Origin of the sequence: Acidisoma silvae (assembly GCF_020618775.1) — a bacterium.
Lineage (GTDB): Bacteria > Pseudomonadota > Alphaproteobacteria > Acetobacterales > Acetobacteraceae > Acidisoma > Acidisoma silvae.
This window is the reverse complement of record NZ_JAESVB010000005.1, coordinates 295,952-309,359: the sequence shown is the minus strand read 5'-3', so window position 1 is coordinate 309,359 and position 13,408 is coordinate 295,952. Positions and strand designations below refer to the sequence as shown.

Here is a 13,408-nt window from a genome sequence, read left to right as displayed (position 1 = left end):
CTAAATTTGTACGGTCGATTTGAGTTGTTAGCGTTTTTAGGTCTGTGTTCGTCGCGTCCGCGTCAGAATTTAGTTTGTCCCTGTACTCTAGACTGCAATTGAGAGATTGTAAGATGAAGGTGTGTTTCGTTTACGTCACTGACGAGCGGGGTTTTGACCTGACCACGCTTTCGGCCCTGTCATTGGGGCTGTCGCAGTCACGGCCTGACGTTCACATCCTGGGCCACAAGTTTTTGCCCCAAGCCAGTAAAGAATTCAAAGAAGCCGCTGCGAAGCTTGATATGCGCGTCACCTTTGGTTCGGTGGAGGATGCGGCGGCAGAGCGGCACGAAACATTTGACCATATCACGACGCCATCGCTGCTCAAGCTGGCCGCCGTCACGAGCCTCGTGTCCGACTATGACCGTATTGTCTATATCGACTATGATTTTCTGGTCTTTAAAAAGCTGGACATCGAAGGTTTGAATTTCGACGGCCGTCCCATTGCGGCCGTCGCGGACCTGGATCTGAATTATATCAACGGAGTGAAAAAGCTGGATTGGCGAGATCAATCCTCGCTCAGCGCCAGCCTTGGAACATATTTTAATTCAGGATTCATGATCTTCGATGCTGCCACCTGGCGCGTAGACTTTTTGCGCCAGTATCAAGCGGCGCTGGACGCCCATGCGCTGTCCTGTGATTATGTGGTGGATTGCACAACGCCCGATCAGTGCGCGTTGAACAAAGTGTTTTCCGACAACTGGCGGGAATTGCCGGCGGACTATAACATGCAGGCGGCCGGCAAGTTTACAAAAAGCTGGCAGACGGCAGCAACGCGCCATTACTGCGGTGCCCGCAAATTTTTGCCGCTGTCGCCTCTGCGGAGCGACTATCGCGACACGGGCCACATCAATGCGATCCATGACTTACTGGGCCGCCCGACGTCTCGGCTTGCCTTGGCCTACTGGGTTTTGTTCAAGCTGAATTGCATTCGTAAGTATCGGGCCAGTGAACCAGTCCGACATATTTTTTCTGCGCTCACATTAAGGCTCGGCGCTGACAGAAGATCCGAAATAAATCCAGTGAAAACTCCGGAGCCAATTCAGTTGGGAGATGTGTTATCATCTATTCCTGTTTTGGGTGATGTTTCGGCTCTCGAAAAGCAAGCATAGGCAAAATGGCGTCTTAGGCGGCCGGTTCAGAAAGACCAGCTGACAGGTCTACCCCCTTCGCACCGCCATCGCCGTCACCTCGACCTTCATCGCGGGGTCAGCCAGGGCGCTGACGCCGACCGCGCAACGGACGGGATAGGGTTTGCCGAAATACCGGCAATAGACCGCGTTGAAGGCCGGGCGTTCCGCCATATCGGTCATATAGATCGTGAGGTGAATGACGTCGGCAAGGCTGCTGCCGCATTTCTCCAGCGAGGTCTTGAGGCATTCCAAAGTGAGTTCGCTCTGGGCGGTAATATCCCCGTCCAGGCCCATTGTGCCGTCGGCATGCATCGGCACCTGGGTGGTGACCAGCAGGTTTCCGACGCCTGCGACATCGGCGGAGATGGCATCCTCATCCGTATCGGGCAGAAAGAACGGGGCGGTGTCTGTCGTCATGATCTGTCTCGGTTCGTGAAAATCGTCTTCGTGTGATGAGGGATAGAAGTGTCGCCTCTATAGATGCGATGCCAACCGGTCGCGGATGACATAGGCATGGGCGGCGGGCGGATAGACCAGAACGAAGGGCGCGGCCTGCGACGGCTGGCAGAAGGAGGCCGGCCTGGTCCAGAAGCAGACGGCAGGGCCCCTGGATTTGAAGGGTATCCAGCTTTGCTTGGCGCAAGACCCCAAAGTGAAGCCGGGCGGAATGGCGGTGCTGCCACGGCGGGCGACGACAGCGTCTGCCGCGTTTATGCCGGTCTCGTCCGTGAACTGCGTTCCGGCGCCGAAGACCGAGACGATGGGCCAGAAGCCCCGGTCGCGCGTCGCGATGGCGACAAGGCAAGGCTTATGGGCGGCCAATTCCGTATAGAAGGTTGAGGCGTTCTGCTGCCAGCCGAGAAACCTGAAAAAGGGCGGGCTGAGATATGGTCCGCTGAGCAGGGCGGCCAGAATGAGCGCATGGCGGCGCGTGGCGCCGGCCTGCCAGACGCAAGCAAGGCCGATGCCCGCCAATGGCACCAGCAGGGCCACGGCGGGAAAGACGAAGCGGAAGTCCTTATGCGAAATCAGGCTGTGTTCCGCAATAATAACGACGGCAACCCATCCCGCGATGGGCAGCATCCGGGCGCCGCGCCATGCCAGATAGGCGAGCGGAATGGTGCCCCATAGCCAGACATAGAAAAACTCGCCGAAGTAATAGAAGGGCGGGGATGACCCGAAAGACCCTCTGGCGATGCCGACAACGAGATTGAGATAGGGATCGAGCCAGAAACTGCGGAAGGGCTGGCCCCAGGTCACCCAGTCCAGCGCACCGGCGGCGATGACCGGCACCAGCGCCATGCCAACGGCCCAAACCCAGTTCCTGATCGGTCGGCCGCAGAGATAGATGCCGATGATGGCGATGGCCGGGGCCATCTGCTCGCGCAGAACGAAGGCCAGGCCGAGCAGGAAGCCCGACGCGAGAAGATGGGATCGCTGGGGCGACCGGCGATGCAGGATCGCCAGATACAGCGCCGGCACCATTGTATAGGCGGCGAAGGTCTCTTCCAACGGATGCGGCGCCAGCAGCCAGAAATCGGGCCATAGTGCCGCCAGAAGACCGGCAAGCCATGCGCCGCGCTGGCCTTGCGAAAGCGCCCCCAAGCGCACGGCGCACCAGACCAGCGACAGGGAGGCGATGCCGCACAGCACGCGGATCAGCACAAGGCCCAGCAGCGGCGTGGGCGTCAGCCAATGGCCGATTGCCATCGGCAGCGCGAGCACCAGGGGAATCAGCCAGGAGCGCAGCCCGACTTGAAATTCCCAAGGGATGACGCCCTGGTGAAAGACCAGCCGGTGGGCCTGCTCGATATACTGGAACAGTTCATCGGCCGTGTAATAGGTCTGCAGGCCAATGGCCGCGCCCAGGCGTGGGATCAGCGCGATGACAAGACAGCAGAGCAGCGGATGCGGTGCCAGCCGCGCGCGCCAGACCGCCATCCTCTCCGACAAGCTCGGTTTGGCTAGGGGGACGGTCGTTACGCTAGAGATCTTTGGCAAAGCGCAATCCATCATAAATCGCGGCATGGATATTGCGGCTGGCCACGGCGTCGCCGATGCGGAACAGGCGAAATTGCCCGTCCGGATGGCGCTGGATATCCTGCTTTCGCCCGGCCACCAAGGCCTCGTAATCGACCGCCCCCAGATTGCGGGAAAGAGGCTTCAGAGCCTCATACAAGCTCTCATCCGGCAGGGTGCCGTGATCGACGACGATCTGATCGACGCGCCTGTCCTGAAGGCTCTCGCCGTAATCGCTGCCGAGGCTGGCCACCAGTTCATTGCCCTCGCGCCGGGCCGAGAGCAGGCGGCTATTGATGGTGACGCGCACGCCATGCTGCTGAAAGCGTCGGGCGAAGGCGGCGTGGTTCAGCCCGCCCATTTCCGGCGCGAAGAAGCGTTCCGGCGTCACGATTTCAACGGCCGATCCGGCCTCGGCCATCATCTCGGCGGCCTGCATGGCGGGATAGGCGCCGTTATCGTCAAAGACCAGAACGCGCTCGGCCGGCTTCACCTGGCCTGACAGGATATCCCAGGCCGAAACGACGAGGTCATTGCCTGCGCGCAGGATGTCGGTATTGGGCATGCCGCCGGTCGCCAGGAAGACGATATCTGGCGTCAGGCTCAGCACATCCTCCGCCTCGGCATAGATGCCGAAGCGGATATCGACGCCCAGCCGCGCCAGTTCCTGCACGCGCCAGTCGATGATGCCGATGAGGTCGCGGCGGCGGCTGTGGCGCGCGGCCAGCAGCACCTGCCCGCCGGGCCTCTCGGTCGCTTCCAGCACGGTTACGGCATGGCCGCGTTCGGCCGCGACGCGGGCCGCCTCCAGCCCGGCCGGGCCGGCGCCGATCACCAGAACGCGCTGCGCGCAGGCTGTATCGCGCGCGATGACATGCGGCATAAACGCCTCGCGCCCCGTCGCGGCGTTGTGGACGCAAAGCGCATCATGCCCTTCATAGATGCGGTCCAGGCAATAGGTGGCGCCGACGCAGGGGCGGATGCGGTCTTCCTGCCCGGCCAGGATTTTGCGCATGATATGCGGGTCGGCGATATGGGCGCGCGTCATCCCCGCCATATCCAGCTTGCCTTCAGCGATGGCATGGCGCGCAGTCGCGACATCGCCGATACGGGCCGCGTGGAAGACCGGAATCTCTGCCGCGGCGCGAACTTCCCCGGCGAAATCCAGGCTGGGGGCCGAGCGCATGCCCATGACGGGAATGACGTCCATCAGCGCATTGTCGCTGTCGATATGGCCGCGAATGATATTGAGGAAATCGACCATACCGCTGGCCTTGAAGCGCCGCGCGATTGCGATCCCTTCGGCGCGGGACAGGCCGGTTGTCCAATCCTCGTCCGCCACCATGCGCAGGCCGATGATGAAATCCGGTCCCACGGCATCGCGCATGGCCTGCAGCACGCGCATGGAAAAACGCATGCGGTTGTCCAGCGATCCGCCGTATTCGTCATCGCGGCTGTTGGTGGCGGGGGACCAGAATTGGTCCATCAAATGCCCATAGGCCTCGATCTCGATCCCATCCAGCCCGGCCGCCTGCATGCGTTGGGCGCCGGCCGCGTAATCGGCAATGATGCGCTCGATATCCCAGTCCTCGGCGGCCTTCGGGAAGGCGCGATGGGCGGGCTCCCGCACGCGGGACGGCGCCAGCACCGGCAGCCAGTCCGCCTTGTTCCAGCCCGTGCGCCGGCCCAGATGCGTCAGTTGGATCATCACCGCCGTGCCATGCGCGTGGCATTCATCGGTCAGTTGACGCATCCAGGGTACGATCTCATCGCGCCAGGCGAGAAGATTTCCGAAGGCGGCCGGGGAATCGCGGCTGACGACGGCCGAGCCCGCCGTCATGGTCATCGCGATGCCGCCCTTGGCCTTTTCGACATGATACAGCCGGTAACGGTCCTTCGGCATGCCGTCTTCGGAATAGGCCGGCTCATGCGCCGTGCTCATCACGCGGTTGCGCAGTGTCAGATGTTTGAGCTGAAAGGGACGCAGCAGCGGGTCACGGGCGATGTCGGGCAAGGTTCTGTCCAGTTCCAAAGCAGCCACACTGCGATGATGACAGGTTTTAAAACCGCGTCACGCTGCCTCGATGTCGGTCCTAGAAAAATCGGTGCCGACGAACAGCAAAGGGCATCCGCGCGTCTTTGCCAGAACATAGGCGAAGCAATCGCCGAAATTCAGCCCCGCCGGGTGAAGGCCTTTGCCCCATTGCCGATAAGCTGCCCCCATCTGCCGCGCATCCTCCGCCGTCACCGGCACGATTTCAGCCTGCAAGCCGGCCAGAAGGTCATCGACGGCGGCGGCCACACCCAGCCTTTCGCTGACGATGATAATTTCGCTGAGCGTTCCGGCTGAAATCAAGATTGTCTCGGTCGCGGACAGGGCCGCCAGGCAGCGACCCGCCTCAGGCTCATCCTTCAGGATTGCGATCAGGGCCGATGTATCAAGGACGATCAAGCCGGCAGGCCGTGATCGTCATACAGGTCTGCCGCATCCTCGGCATGCGGGGCGGCTTTCGCGATGCCACGGGCCTTGGCCAGAGCGGCCAGTCGCCGGTCACGATCCGGTGCCAGGCTGACAAGCCGGGCGACGGCTTCGCCGCGCCGCGTGAGGATGACGTCTTCCCCCTTTTCGGCGCGCCGGACGAGATCGAGCAATTGCGCTTTGGCCTCGCTGACCGCGATCTTCATGGCTGTCTCCTGACACGTTCTGAAATTGGACCATGAGGATGGACCAAGTCAAACCCTATCCGGCCATCCGCCCGGTCGCGGGCGGCACGGCCAGACGCATGGCCGCGCGGGCGGCCAGCGGGCTCATCTGAAAGCGCTGGCGAAAGGCGCGGGCGAAGCCCGAAGGGGAGGTGAAGCCATGGGCGGCGGCCACCGCCGCCACGCTCATGGCACTCTGTTCCAGCATCCGCTTGGCCGAGGCCAGCCGCAGGTCTAGGTAATAGTCATACGGGGACTGGCCCAGTTGGGCGCGGAAGCGCATTTCCAGCGTGCGCCGCAGCACGCCGGACTGGGTGGCGATGCCGTCAATGCTCAAAGGCTCTTCCAGATGGCGTTGCATGAGCGTGATGGCGCGGGCCAGCGCCGGGTCGTCCCCCAGCAGACGGCCGAGGGAGACGACGGGCTGCGGGGTCGAACCCGGCAGCGTCTGGTCATAGACGAAGACGCTCGCGACATTCAGCGCCAGCGGCAGCCCGTGATCCTGCCGCAGCAGCGTCAGCATCATGTCCAGCGCCGGGGTGGCGCCGCCCGCCGTCCAGCGCTTGCGGTCCATGACAAAACGATCGTTGCGGACGGTGACTTTGGGGAAGCCCGCAGCGAATTCCTCCAGATCCTCCCAATGCGTGGTCGCGGCATAGCCGTCCAGCAGGCCGGCGCGGGCCAGTTCCCAGGATCCGGCCTCGACGGCGGCCATGACAGCGCCGGCGCGCGCTGCCTGGCGCAGACCAGCGCGCAGGCTCGGGTCCGTCACGCGGGTATTGAAGGAGCCGAGCAGGAACAGCACGTCCCGGCGGTCTGCTAGGGTGAAGACGCCGTCCATGCCGATGGAGAGGCCCGAGGTGCTCACCGCCGCCTGGCCGGTGCGGGACAGCAGCCGCCAGCGATACAGCGGCTGCACGGCCACGCGATTGGCGGCGCGCAGCGGCTCTATCACGGCGGCCAGGCACAGCAGCGAAAATTGGTCCTGCAACAGCACATCCACAAGCAGGGGGGCAGGGGCGGGCGGCCGCATGACAGCTCTTTCTCAAAACGGATGGAAAACTTCGTAAAATGTATAGCACGGTGCGAATGCCGGTAGCACCCTTTCGACCGACAGATCTCTACCGGAGCCTTCGCCCATGAATTGGGATGCCTTCATTACCTGCGCCGTCACCGGCGTCGGCGACAGCGCCGGCAAGAATCCGCATGTGCCAATCACGCCGGAACAGATTGCCGGTGCCGCCATCGAGGCGGCCAAGGCCGGGGCCGCCATCGCCCATATCCATGTGCGTGACACAGCGACGGGCAAGGGCGCGCGGGATGTGGCGCTTTATGCCGAAGTGGTGCGCCGCATCCGGGAATCGGATACCGATGTCATCATCAACCTGACGGCCGGCATGGGCGGCGATATCGTTTTCGGTAGCGTGGAACAGCCGCTGCCGCTGAACATGAAGGCGACGGATATGGTGGGCGCGGAGGAGCGTCTGGCCCATGTCACGGCCCTGCTGCCAGAAATCTGCACGCTGGATTGCGGGTCCATGAACTTCGCCGAGGGCGATTACGTCATGACCAATACGCCGGGCACGCTGCGGGCCATGGCCAAGCGCGTGCAGGCTTTGGGCGTGCGGCCGGAGATTGAGGTTTTCGACACCGGCCATCTCGTGCTCTGCAAGCAGTTGATCAAGGAAGGCCTGATCGATGACCCGGTGATGATCCAGCTTTGCATGGGCATCCCTTACGGCGCGCCGGATGACCCGCAGACGCTGATGGCCATGGTCAACAACCTGCCGCCGGGTGCCGTGCATTCGGCCTTTTCCATCGGCCGCATGCAATTGCCCTTCGCCGCCATGGCGCTGCTTTCGGGCGGCAATATCCGCGTCGGTCTCGAAGACAATATCTGGCTGTCGCGCGGTGTGCCGGCAACCAACGGCCAATTGGTGGAACGCGCCGTCGGCATTACGCAGGGCATGGGTGCGCGCATCATGGGCGCGGCGGAGGTTCGCGCCAAGCTGAAGCTGGAAAAACGCGTGGGAGCGATGGCATGACCGACATTCGTCATTGCGCCATCATCGGTGGCGGTGTCATCGGTGGCGGCTGGGCCGCGCGCTTCCTGCTGGCCGGGCTGGACGTCACGGTCTTTGATCCGCATCCCGAAGCCGAGCGGCGCTTGCGGGAAATGGTCGCACTCGCCGGCCGTGCCTGGGCGAAGCTGATATCGGCGCCCTTGCCGCCGTTGGGGAACCTGCATTTCGCCGTCAGCCTGCAAGAGGCGGTGCGCCATGCCGATCTCATTCAGGAATCCGCGCCGGAAGTCGAAAGCATCAAGCAGACCATTCTGGCGGAGATTGACCGTTTCGCGAAGCCGGATGCGCTGATCTGCTCTTCCACCTCCGGCTTGCTGCCGACGCAGATCACGGCGCGGATGACGCATCCCGAGCGCTTCACGGTCGCCCATCCCTTCAACCCGGTCTATCTGCTGCCGCTGGTGGAATTGTGTGGCGGTGAGAAGACATCCGTGGAGACCATTGCGCGGGCGAAGGCGTTTTACGCTGGCATCGGCATGCATCCGCTGCATGTGCGCAAGGAAATAGACGGTTTCATCGCCGACCGCCTGCTGGAAGCCTTGTGGCGGGAGGCGCTGTGGCTGGTGCATGACGGTGTGGCGACGGTGGAAGAGGTGGATGACGCCATTCGCTTCGGCGCGGGTATGCGCTGGGCCTTCATGGGCACCTTCCAGGTCTATCGCCTTGCAGGCGGCGAGGCCGGGATGCGGCATTTCATGGCGCAATTCGGCCCGACCTTGAAACTGCCCTGGACCAAGCTGATGGACGTGCCGGATTTCACCGACGAATTGGTCGATCTCGTCGCCGCGCAATCCGATGACCAGTCCGGCCATTGGAAATTCCGTGACCTGGAAGCCAAGCGCGATGATTGCCTGATCGGGATCATGCGTTCGCTGAAAACGCAGGATTTCGGAGCCGGCGCCACGCTCGCCGGATTCGAGAAAGTATTGCGGGACCGGGCAACGGATAGCGATGCCGAGGCTCTGCGGCTTTATGAAGGGCGCGTGCCGGCGGAATGGATCGACTATAACGGCCATATGACGGAAAGCCGCTATCTGGAGATTTTCGGCTATACGACGGATGCCTTGCTGGCTCGCATCGGCATGGATGACGCCATGCTGGCGAAAGGCTTCAGCTACTACACGGTCGAGACTCATCTGCGGCATCTGGACGAAGCGAAGCAGGGCGAGGCCTTTGTGGCCACAACCCAGCTTCTGAAACATGACGACAAGCGTTTGCATGTCTTTCACAGTCTGTTTCATGAAGATGGGCGTTTGCTGGCGACGGCCGAACAGATGCTGCTGCATGTCGATATGAAGGCGCATCGCGCCGCGCCTGCGGCACCCGAGGTTCTGTCTATTCTGGACGGCATTGCCGCCAGCCATTGCACGCTGCCCGTGCCGGATGGCGCTGGGCGCAGTATCGGCCAGCGCTGAGGCATGACGACAAGACGAAACAAGGCGGGACTGACTGGCTAGATAAAACTCAAGCCGAGGAAAAGAGCGATGTCGATCATCGAACGGACGGAAGCTGTGCCTGTCGCGCCGACTTTGCCGGCGTCGCTCTATCGTGACCCTGACCTGTTCGAGCGTGAGCGGCGTGAGATTTTCGCCCGCGAATGGCTGCTCTTCGCCCGCAGCGATCAATTGGCGAAAGCGGGTGACTTCATCACCGGCACCATCATCGGCTTTCCCATTATGCTGGTGCGGCAGGATGATGGGTCTCTGCGCGGTTTCCATAATGTCTGCCGCCATCGCGCGGCGATGCTGACGCAAGCGGCATGCGGCCATATGGCCGGCGGCGTCATCCGCTGTCCCTATCATAGCTGGACCTATCATCTGGACGGCGGCCTGGCCCGCGCGCCGGGTTTCGGGGCCGCCAAGGGCGCGGTGGAGCCAGCCGATTGGTCGCTGTTTCCGATTTCCGCCGATGAATGGCGCGGCCTGATCTTTGTCCGCATCGCGACCGAGGGGCCAAGCCTGACGGATTGGCTGGGGCCGATCGTGCCGCTGGCCGCGCATTATCCGCTGGAAGGTCAGACATTCTTTTCGGAAAAAAACCGCGACGTCGATGTCGACTGGAAGGCTTACGGCGAGAACTATCTGGAATGCTATCACTGCCCCAGCATGCATCCGGGCCTGTGCGAAAGCCTGGATATCAGCCGCTATACCATCGACAGTTTTCCGGAACACGGACTGTTCCATCTCTATGGGCCAAAGAAGGATGGCGGGCTGACGGACGGGCTTTATTTCTACCGTTTTCCCTTCCTTATGCTGAACCTTTACGAATGGGGCAGTTCCATCGCGACGGTGGAGCCGCTGGGCGCGGGCCGCCTACGCCATATCAACTGGTATCTGTTTTCTGATATCAGCCCGGAAAAGGCGGAGGAGAATGCGCGCTCGGCGGCGTGGTCGGCGCAGATCATCACCGAGGATCTGGATATCATCACGGGGGTTCAGCGCAATCTGAATACCGGCATCTATGATCGCGGCATTCTGTCACCCAGACAAGAAAAAGCCGTGCAGGCCTTTCAGGATATGGTGCGCCGCGCCATGCCGGGCCTGGAGGGCTGAGCATGGCGGACAGCACCATCGCCGCCGGCGCCCGGCAGTATGATGTCGTTGTCATCGGCAGCGGCCATAACGGCCTAGTCTGCGCCAATTATCTTGCGCGGAAGGGCATGAAGGTGGCGGTTCTGGAACGCCGCCATGTCATCGGCGGCGCGGCGGTGACGGAGGAGATCCATCCCGGCTATCGCGCCTCCATCTTCTCCTATCTCATGAGCCTGCTGCATCCGCGCATCATCCGCGATTTCGAACTGCGCCGGCATGGGCTGACGGTTCTGCCCTGTTCTGACATGATCTCTTCCGTGTCCTACGACGATTATATTTTGTTCTCGGAGGATATGAAGAAGACGCAGGCAAGCTTCGCCAAATTCTCTCTGCATGACGCCGAGATTTATCCGCAATTCGATGCCTATTTGCAGGAAGCCACCAAGATCGTGCGATCCCTGCTCTGGGAAACGCCGGTCGACCCGGCAAGGCGAGACTGGAAGAATTTTCGTGAGTCGGCCGCGCTGCTGTGGAAATATCGCAAGATCGGGCGAAAAATGTATCGCCTCGTCGATCTTCTGACCATGAGCGCTTATGACTATCTGCGCGAATGGTTCGAGGATGACCGGGTCATGGCCTGCCTTGCCTATTACGCCTCCATCGGCACCTTCGCCGGACCGAAAACCCCCGGCTCGGCCTATGTCATCATGCATCACATCATGGGCGAGCATGAGGGCGCGGGTGGCTGGGGATTCATCAAGGGCGGCATGGGGGCGATTACGCAGGCGCTGGCGTCATCGGCGCGCGAGAAAGGCGTAGAGATTTTCACCGAAACTGCGGTGGGCGAAATCCGCGTCGTCGGCGGCCGGGCGACAGAGGTGGTGACGACCCAGGGCGATGTCTTTCGGGCGAAAATCATCGCCTCGGGCGTCAATGCCAAGACGGTCTTTCTGAATATGCTGCCGCCCGCCGAGGTGCCGGCCGAGGTGCGGCGCGAGGCTGAGACCTACCGGACCTTTTCCACCGCCTTCAAGATGAACATCGCCTGCGAGCGGCCGCCGCAATACCGTATTCTGGACAAGGCCAAGGCCGACGGGTCACTCGGAAATTTCCCTTATCCCACCTATTGCCATATCGCGCCGGATATCGATTACCTTGAGCGTGCCTATGATGATGCCAAGCACGGCTGGTATTCGTCCAAACCCTTCATGACGCTGTGCACGCCGACCATCGTGGATGACACGCTGGCCCCGCCCGGCAAGCATGTGGTGAATGTCTTTGGCGGTCATGCGCCCTATAAGCTCAAGAATGGCGACTGGTCTGTGGAAAAGGAAAAATTCAAGCAGACGGTGTTCAAGGCGATCGACAATTACGCGCCCGGCTTTTCCAGCGACATCATTGCCGAGCAGACGCTGATTCCGCCTGACCTGGAAGCGATTGTCGGCCTGCCGCAAGGGCATATCTTTCACGGGGAACTGGCAGCCGATCAGTTGTTCTTCCAACGCCCCGTCTCGGGCTATGCCGATTACCGCACGCCGGTGAAGGGGCTTTACCTCTGCGGCTCGTCCAGCCATCCCGGCGGCGGCGTCTCGGGCATTCCCGGTCACAATGCGGCACGGGAGATTCTGCGGGATGTGAAGGCGCGGAAGGTTTAGAAGGCTTCACGAATGATTCGTCATCGCCGCGAAAGCGGGGATTTTCTGACCTTGATGTAACGCCGCGTAGAAGATGCCCGCTTTCGCGGGCATGACGATTGTGAATGGGCTGGGCGGTCTACCATACCAGCCATCGAAACAGGCTTCGACGGAGCAGGCCTACTCTCAACAAAGAATGAGGCCTGCTCAATAAAAATTAAGGCGAGGGGCCGGTCGTCGTCACCGTTGTCGTGCCGGGCTGGCCGGGCGACAGAACCGGCGGCGGCGGTGTCATCGGCTGGGTCTGCGTCGTCGTGCTTTCCGTCGTGCTGGTGGGGCCAGGCGGCGGTGGCGGCGCGATGATGCAGCCGCCGAGCGAGGCGGTGGCACCCAGCAGCGCCACGCCCATAACAAGTCGCGCTTTCAATCCGGTCATAGTGCTCTCCTCTGGAATTAGTTGGTGGTGGTCGTCGTCGTGCGTGTCGTGGTCGTCGCCATCGGCGGCGGCACCGGCTGCGTCACGGTCGTGGACTGGCTTTGCGACACGGTGCCGTTCACATCGCCATAGGTCGTCTTCTTCGACGTCTCGGAATTGCCGTAGGCGTCCTGGTATTTCTTTTCGGTCGTCACGCTCAGCGTACCGGGCGGGGGCGGCGCTTCCGGCTGAAAGCCGGGCTGCGGCGGGGCCGGCTGCATCACCATGGGCGGCGGCGTCGGCACGGTTGTCGTGGTGGTCTGATAGCTCGTCTGCGCGAAAGCCGGCGCGGCGACACAGGATGCGCCGATCACGGCGGCAAGTATTTGGCGTTTCATATTGTCCTCCTAGATTGAGAGGCCGAAGCGTGTTTCGTGATCGGATATGTAAGTGCCTGGATTTTCTTCAAGGATTGCACCGGGAAGGTGCTTCGCATGCGCAGCAGCCGGCGGAAATTCGTAAAATCATCTGCAAAAACAAAGGCATTGATCATCGTCTTCGGATCGCTGAGCATTTCCGGAGCCGCGTTTTATGCTTCACATCGCCGTGTCATGACCGCCATGGCTCAAGTCAAAGCATGAAATTCGGGAGCCCTATTTTTGCCCGATTTAATACTTGCGCATTTGCACTCGATTTAGTCTGCGATTTCATTTAGATCGCTTCCACGCCAGCCGCGCCGCCGCGCGCCATAGGGCCGTTTCCTCGCGAAGACGTGTGCGCCGAGCCGCCGCGTGAGCGGCTGTTACACAGCGAAACTCTCTTTGAATTCCGAATCCGGTTTGTTAAGAAC

The 13,408-nt window shown here is 61.7% G+C and carries 14 protein-coding genes; 6 read left to right on the top strand and 8 right to left on the bottom strand.

Going from position 1 to position 13,408, the window contains the following annotated elements:
• Nucleotides 1–113: 113 nt before the first annotated feature.
• On the top strand, nucleotides 114–1,151 hold the full coding sequence (locus ASILVAE211_RS13985) for a glycosyltransferase family 8 protein (RefSeq protein ID WP_227321942.1): 1,038 nt from the start codon (nucleotides 114–116) through the stop codon (nucleotides 1,149–1,151).
• Nucleotides 1,152–1,199: 48 nt separating this feature from the next.
• On the opposite strand, the gene ASILVAE211_RS13980 is transcribed toward ASILVAE211_RS13985, so the two are convergent.
• From ASILVAE211_RS13980 to ASILVAE211_RS13955, 6 genes are read right to left on the bottom strand one after another with little or no spacing between them, the layout of a single operon-like run.
• Complete coding sequence (locus tag ASILVAE211_RS13980; protein ID WP_227321941.1) at nucleotides 1,200–1,589, bottom strand: RidA family protein; 390 nt, start codon at nucleotides 1,587–1,589, stop codon at nucleotides 1,200–1,202.
• A gap of 57 nt (nucleotides 1,590–1,646) precedes the next feature.
• Nucleotides 1,647–3,113: a glycosyltransferase family protein gene (locus ASILVAE211_RS13975; protein ID WP_227321940.1), complete on the bottom strand. Its 1,467-nt coding sequence runs from the start codon at nucleotides 3,111–3,113 to the stop codon at nucleotides 1,647–1,649.
• A 43-nt stretch (nucleotides 3,114–3,156) separates the two neighbouring features.
• On the bottom strand, nucleotides 3,157–5,205 hold the full coding sequence (locus ASILVAE211_RS13970) for an NADH:flavin oxidoreductase (protein ID WP_264478856.1): 2,049 nt from the start codon (nucleotides 5,203–5,205) through the stop codon (nucleotides 3,157–3,159).
• Nucleotides 5,206–5,262: 57 nt separating this feature from the next.
• Nucleotides 5,263–5,643: a type II toxin-antitoxin system VapC family toxin gene (locus tag ASILVAE211_RS13965; RefSeq protein ID WP_227321939.1), complete on the bottom strand. Its 381-nt coding sequence runs from the start codon at nucleotides 5,641–5,643 to the stop codon at nucleotides 5,263–5,265.
• Nucleotides 5,640–5,876: a type II toxin-antitoxin system Phd/YefM family antitoxin gene (locus ASILVAE211_RS13960; protein ID WP_227321938.1), complete on the bottom strand. Its 237-nt coding sequence runs from the start codon at nucleotides 5,874–5,876 to the stop codon at nucleotides 5,640–5,642. Before ASILVAE211_RS13960 ends, ASILVAE211_RS13965 begins: the two co-directional genes overlap by 4 nt.
• Before the next feature lie 55 nt (nucleotides 5,877–5,931).
• Complete coding sequence (locus tag ASILVAE211_RS13955) at nucleotides 5,932–6,927, bottom strand: GlxA family transcriptional regulator (protein ID WP_227321937.1); 996 nt, start codon at nucleotides 6,925–6,927, stop codon at nucleotides 5,932–5,934.
• Nucleotides 6,928–7,033: 106 nt separating this feature from the next.
• Between ASILVAE211_RS13955 and ASILVAE211_RS13950 the strand changes: the two genes are divergently transcribed.
• The 4 genes from ASILVAE211_RS13950 to ASILVAE211_RS13935 all read left to right on the top strand — a co-directional run bounded on the left by ASILVAE211_RS13950 (nucleotide 7,034) and on the right by ASILVAE211_RS13935 (nucleotide 12,164).
• On the top strand, nucleotides 7,034–7,939 hold the full coding sequence (locus ASILVAE211_RS13950) for a BKACE family enzyme (protein WP_227321936.1): 906 nt from the start codon (nucleotides 7,034–7,036) through the stop codon (nucleotides 7,937–7,939).
• Nucleotides 7,936–9,393, top strand: a complete 1,458-nt coding sequence (locus tag ASILVAE211_RS13945) for a carnitine 3-dehydrogenase (protein ID WP_227321935.1) — start codon at nucleotides 7,936–7,938, stop codon at nucleotides 9,391–9,393. The genes ASILVAE211_RS13950 and ASILVAE211_RS13945 overlap by 4 nt, the downstream gene beginning before the upstream one ends.
• A gap of 69 nt (nucleotides 9,394–9,462) precedes the next feature.
• Nucleotides 9,463–10,530, top strand: coding sequence for an aromatic ring-hydroxylating oxygenase subunit alpha (locus ASILVAE211_RS13940; RefSeq protein WP_227321934.1), 1,068 nt, complete (start codon nucleotides 9,463–9,465; stop codon nucleotides 10,528–10,530).
• 2 nt (nucleotides 10,531–10,532) lie between these two features.
• Nucleotides 10,533–12,164 carry a phytoene desaturase family protein gene (locus ASILVAE211_RS13935; protein WP_227321933.1) on the top strand — a complete coding sequence of 544 codons (1,632 nt, stop codon included), beginning with the start codon at nucleotides 10,533–10,535 and terminating at the stop codon, nucleotides 12,162–12,164.
• 196 nt (nucleotides 12,165–12,360) lie between these two features.
• Here the strand turns inward: ASILVAE211_RS13935 and ASILVAE211_RS13930 are convergent, their stop codons facing one another.
• Nucleotides 12,361–12,579 carry a hypothetical protein gene (locus ASILVAE211_RS13930; RefSeq protein WP_227321932.1) on the bottom strand — a complete coding sequence of 73 codons (219 nt, stop codon included), beginning with the start codon at nucleotides 12,577–12,579 and terminating at the stop codon, nucleotides 12,361–12,363.
• Nucleotides 12,580–12,596: 17 nt separating this feature from the next.
• Nucleotides 12,597–12,956: a hypothetical protein gene (locus tag ASILVAE211_RS13925; RefSeq protein ID WP_227321931.1), complete on the bottom strand. Its 360-nt coding sequence runs from the start codon at nucleotides 12,954–12,956 to the stop codon at nucleotides 12,597–12,599.
• Nucleotides 12,957–13,052: 96 nt separating this feature from the next.
• Between ASILVAE211_RS13925 and ASILVAE211_RS13920 the strand changes: the two genes are divergently transcribed.
• A complete protein-coding gene (locus ASILVAE211_RS13920; RefSeq protein WP_227321930.1) occupies nucleotides 13,053–13,199 on the top strand; it encodes a hypothetical protein in 147 nt (48 codons plus the stop codon).
• Nucleotides 13,200–13,408: the final 209 nt, after the last annotated feature.